This is a genomic window from Mesorhizobium sp. M7A.F.Ca.CA.004.04.2.1, assembly GCF_004022825.1.
Taxonomy (GTDB): domain Bacteria; phylum Pseudomonadota; class Alphaproteobacteria; order Rhizobiales; family Rhizobiaceae; genus Mesorhizobium.
Genome location: NZ_RZPH01001164.1, coordinates 1 through 1,738, shown reverse-complemented (window position 1 = coordinate 1,738; position 1,738 = coordinate 1). Strand labels below are relative to the sequence as shown.

The following is a 1,738-nucleotide window of genomic DNA, read 5'->3' as shown; positions in this document are numbered from 1 at the left end:
CAACCCGGCGACGGCGCCGAGCGTCGAGCTCTTGCCGGCGCCGTTGGCGCCGACCAGCGCGATGATCTCGCCGCTGCCGACGGTGAGGTCAACGCGGCGCACCGCCTCGACCTCGCCGTACCGGATTTTCAGGGCTTCGACGCTCAGCATGACATCACGGCGCCGGAACGTCGGCAGCGTCGGGGATCAGGGTCTGGACATGCTTGCCCTCGCCGCCCTCGTAGCGCATCAGCGCCACCGGCCGCAGCGGCATGCGATCGGTGCCGGCATAGGTGATCTTGCCGGTGATGCCTTCGAAATCCTTAAGGCCGGCGATGGCGTCGCGGATCGCTTTCGGGTCGTCGGAGCCGGCCGTCTTGACCGCCTGGTCGAGGATCAGGCCGATCTCATAGCCATTGACTTCATAGGTCGATTCCGGTGCGTGGCCTGCATATTTGGTGAAGGCGGTATTGAAGGCCTCGAGCTTGCTGCCCGGCTCGGCATAGCCGGCCGCGGTGTAGACGACGCCGTCGACCAATTTGCCGAGCGCCTTGATGGTCGGCGTGCCGATGGCATCGGCGCCATAGACCGGGATGGTGACGCCGGCGCCACGCAATTGCTGGATGAAGGCCGGGAAATCCGGCTCATAGGCCGCCGTCATGATCAGGTCGGGCTTGTCGGCTAGGCCCTTGATATTGGTGATCTCGGCGGAAAAATCGGGCTGGCCCATGCTGAAGGTGCCGCGGCCGACAATGGCGCCGCCCTTCTTCTCGAACACCTTGCCGAAATATTCCGGCAGATTGGCGGTGTAGGTGGAGTCCGGCGAAGTCAGCAGGAACACCTTCTTCTTGCCTTCCGAGACGGCGAAGTCGGCGACCGCCGTCGCCTGCACATTGTCGGCCGGATAGGTGCCGAACATGACGTCGCCGACCGCGCCGGTGAGCACCGGGGCGGAGCCGCACAGCGTCAGGGTCGGAATGCCAAGCGGCTGGGTCAGCTGGCCGGCGGAAATCGAGGGATCGGCATCGCACGGCGTGATCATGATCTTGGCGCCGGCGTCGATCAGTTCCTGGGCGACAGTGGCAGTCTGCGCGGTATCGGAGCGCGTGTCCTTGATCAAAAGCTTGACGGTGTATTTGCCAGCGAGGCCACCCTTGGCGTTGAGCTCGTCGAGCGACATGCGCAGGCCGGCAAGTGCCGGCTGGTCGTAAGGGGCAAGGCCGCCGGTCTGCGCGGTCGCGGCACCGATGATGATCTCTTCGGCGCTGGCCGTCGAAATGGCGGCGATGCTGAACACGGCAGCGCACAAAGCGGCGCGATGGAGGCGATAGAGGCTTGGCATGTCGGTTCTCCTTCTGGATTTCTTATGGTTGGCTGTCGTTGCGGGTCATGCGGTCTGGTTTTCAGGCGTTTCGGTCTTGGCGCGCGCCGTGCGGCTGCCGAGATAGGCTGCGATCACGGCAGGGTTCTTCTGAACGTCGCCCGGCGTGCCGTCGGCGATGACGCGGCCATGATCGATGACGACGATGCGCTCGCACAGGTTCATCACCAGCCGCATGTCGTGTTCGATCAGCACAATGCCGATGCGGCGCTCGGTGCGGACCGTCGAGAGGATCGAAACCAGTTCGGCGGTCTCGACGGCGTTCATGCCGGCGGCCGGCTCGTCGAGCAGCAGGAAGCGCGGCTTCAACGCCAGGGCGCGTGCCACTTCGAGCCGACGGCGCTGGCCATAGGCAAGCCTGGCGGCCGGGTGATCGGC

The 1,738-nt window shown here is 65.2% G+C and carries 3 protein-coding genes; all 3 read right to left on the bottom strand.

Features of this window, described 5'->3' with window-relative positions; translation table 11 throughout:
- Positions 1 to 150, bottom strand: a 150-nt coding sequence (locus tag EN893_RS32515; RefSeq protein ID WP_128362114.1) for an ATP-binding cassette domain-containing protein, incomplete at its 3' end; no start/stop codon positions are given.
- 4 nt (positions 151 to 154) lie between these two features.
- On the bottom strand, positions 155 to 1,321 hold the full coding sequence (locus EN893_RS32510) for an ABC transporter substrate-binding protein (RefSeq protein WP_127271797.1): 1,167 nt from the start codon (positions 1,319 to 1,321) through the stop codon (positions 155 to 157).
- A gap of 45 nt (positions 1,322 to 1,366) precedes the next feature.
- A partial coding sequence (locus EN893_RS32505) for an ATP-binding cassette domain-containing protein (RefSeq protein ID WP_164901326.1) occupies positions 1,367 to 1,738 on the bottom strand: 372 nt, incomplete at its 5' end.

What these genes read in the sequence shown, in the direction of transcription:
- EN893_RS32510 (WP_127271797.1), bottom strand. Translation starts at nt 1,321, where the DNA reads ATGCCAAGCCTCTATCGCCTCCATCGCGCCGCTTTGTGCGCTGCCGTG.